The organism is Pseudomonas sp. P5_B2 (assembly GCF_056400445.1).
On sequence record NZ_JBFULH010000581.1, the window covers coordinates 1 to 2540 of the forward strand.

Sequence of the window (2540 nt, forward strand, 5' to 3'; positions counted from 1 at the left end):
GTTACGAAGAGGCCGGCGCCCAAGGTTTGCTGGCCGGCGCCAACGCTGCACTGCGCGCACAGGGAAAAGAAGCCTGGTGTCCGCGTCGCGACGAGGCGTACATCGGCGTGTTGGTTGACGACCTGATTACGCTAGGTACTCAAGAGCCGTACCGGATGTTCACTTCCCGTGCCGAGTACCGCCTGATCCTGCGCGAAGACAACGCCGACCTGCGCTTGACCGAAAAAGGTCGCGAACTCGGTCTGGTCGATGACGCGCGTTGGACGGCGTTCTGCAAGAAACGCGAAAGCATCGAATTGGAAGAACAGCGTCTGAAAAGTACCTGGGTTCGCCCAGGCACAAAGCAGGGCGATGCGATTTCAGAAAAATTCGGTACGCCACTGACCCACGAATACAATTTGCTCAACCTCTTGAGCCGTCCGGAAATCGACTACGCTGGCTTGATCGCCGTGACTGGCGGTGGTGCAGATGATCCACAGGTCGCCGAACAGGTTGAAATCAAGACCAAGTACGCCGGTTACATCGACCGTCAACAGGATGAAATCGCACGCCTGCGGGCCAGCGAAGATACAAAACTGCCTGTGGATATCGATTACACCAACATTTCCGGTCTCTCCAAAGAGATCCAGAGCAAGCTCGGCGCGACCCGTCCAGAAACCTTGGGCCAGGCGTCACGTATCCCGGGCGTAACCCCRGCAGCCATTTCGTTGTTGATGATTCATTTGAAAAAACGCGGCGCGGGCCGTCAGTTGGAGCAAAGCGCTTGAGTTCGTTGGTCACCTCGCAACACGCCGAAGAGTTATCCACAGGTGCCCGCCAGCTCGGTGTCACACTGACAGAAACCCAGCATGCGCAGCTGCTGGGTTATCTGGCCCTGTTGATCAAATGGAACAAGGCCTACAACCTGACCGCCGTGCGCGATCCGGACGAAATGGTCTCTCGTCACTTGCTCGATAGTTTGAGCGTGATGTCGTTCATCGAAAACGGTCGCTGGCTGGACGTAGGCAGCGGCGGCGGCATGCCGGGCATTCCGTTGGCCATTCTGTTTCCAGAGTCCCAAGTGACCTGCCTCGACAGCAACGGCAAGAAAACCCGCTTTCTGACTCAGGTCAAACTCGAACTCAAACTGGATAACCTGCAAGTTATCCACAGTCGCGTCGAAGCCTTCCAGCCTGCTCAGCCATTCAACGGGATCATTTCCCGGGCGTTCAGCAGCATGGAGAATTTCAGCAACTGGACTCGCCACCTCGGCGATGCCAATACACGTTGGCTGGCAATGAAGGGCGTTCATCCGGCCGATGAGCTGGTAGCATTGCCGGCAGACTTCCACCTCGATAGCGAACACGCCCTGGCCGTACCTGGTTGCCAAGGCCAACGCCATCTGCTGATACTGCGCCGCACGGCATGATTGGGAACACAAGCAAGAATGGCTAAGGTATTCGCGATTGCGAACCAAAAGGGTGGTGTGGGTAAAACCACCACCTGCATCAACCTCGCAGCTTCTCTGGTCGCTACCAAGCGTCGGGTACTGCTGATCGATCTCGATCCACAGGGCAACGCCACCATGGGTAGCGGTGTGGATAAACACGGTCTGGAAAACTCGGTCTACGACTTGCTGATCGGTGAATGCGACTTGGCCCAGGCCATGCATTTCTCCGAGCACGGTGGTTACCAGTTGTTGCCGGCTAACCGTGACCTGACGGCGGCTGAAGTGGTTCTGCTGGAAATGCAGATGAAGGAAAGCCGCCTGCGTAGTGCATTGGCGCCGATCCGTGAAAACTACGATTACATTTTGATCGACTGCCCGCCGTCGTTGTCGATGCTCACGCTGAACGCACTGGTTGCTGCCGATGGGGTGATTATCCCAATGCAGTGCGAGTACTTCGCGCTCGAGGGTCTGAGCGACCTTGTGGATAACATCAAGCGTATCGCCGAACTGCTGAACCCGAATCTGAAAGTCGAAGGTTTGTTGCGGACCATGTACGACCCGCGCCTGAGCCTGATGAACGATGTGTCCGCACAGCTCAAGGAACACTTCGGCGAGCAGCTCTACGACACGGTGATTCCGCGCAACATCCGCCTGGCCGAAGCGCCTAGTTACGGGATGCCGGCATTGGCGTACGACAAGTCATCGCGGGGCGCCATTGCCTATCTGGCTTTGGCGGGCGAAATGGTTCGCCGTCAACGCAAAAACTCACGCATCGCTGCTGCTCAGGCAACTTAAGGAATCCCCATGGCCGTCAAGAAACGAGGTCTCGGACGTGGACTGGATGCACTGCTGAGTGGTCCGACTGTCAGCTCGCTGGAAGAACAAGCGGTTCAAGCCGATCAACGTGAGTTGCAGCACCTGCCCCTGGATTTGATCCAGCGTGGCAAGTACCAACCCCGTCGAGATATGGATCCTCAAGCGCTGGAAGAACTGGCGCAGTCGATCAGGGCCCAGGGCGTGATGCAGCCGATTGTGGTTCGCCCTATCGGCAGCGGTCGCTTCGAAATCATCGCCGGTGAACGCCGCTGGCGCGCAAGCCAGCAGGCTGGCC

General features: G+C 57.4%; 4 protein-coding genes. All 4 read left to right on the forward strand.

Annotated features, from left to right (window positions below):
- Window positions 1-767, forward strand: a 767-nt coding sequence (locus AC1DRJ_RS24240) for an MnmG/GidA family protein (RefSeq protein ID WP_477804382.1), incomplete at its 5' end; no start/stop codon positions are given.
- Window positions 764-1408 (forward strand): 16S rRNA (guanine(527)-N(7))-methyltransferase RsmG, encoded by a 645-nt coding sequence (rsmG, locus tag AC1DRJ_RS24245; protein WP_477804383.1) that lies wholly within the window; start codon window positions 764-766, stop codon window positions 1406-1408. The genes AC1DRJ_RS24240 and rsmG, both read left to right, overlap by 4 nt.
- An 18-nt stretch (window positions 1409-1426) precedes the next feature.
- Window positions 1427-2224, forward strand: a complete 798-nt coding sequence (locus AC1DRJ_RS24250) for a ParA family protein (RefSeq protein WP_347902914.1) — start codon at window positions 1427-1429, stop codon at window positions 2222-2224.
- Window positions 2225-2233: 9 nt separating this feature from the next.
- Window positions 2234-2540, forward strand: a 307-nt coding sequence (locus tag AC1DRJ_RS24255; RefSeq protein ID WP_477804384.1) for a ParB N-terminal domain-containing protein, incomplete at its 3' end; no start/stop codon positions are given.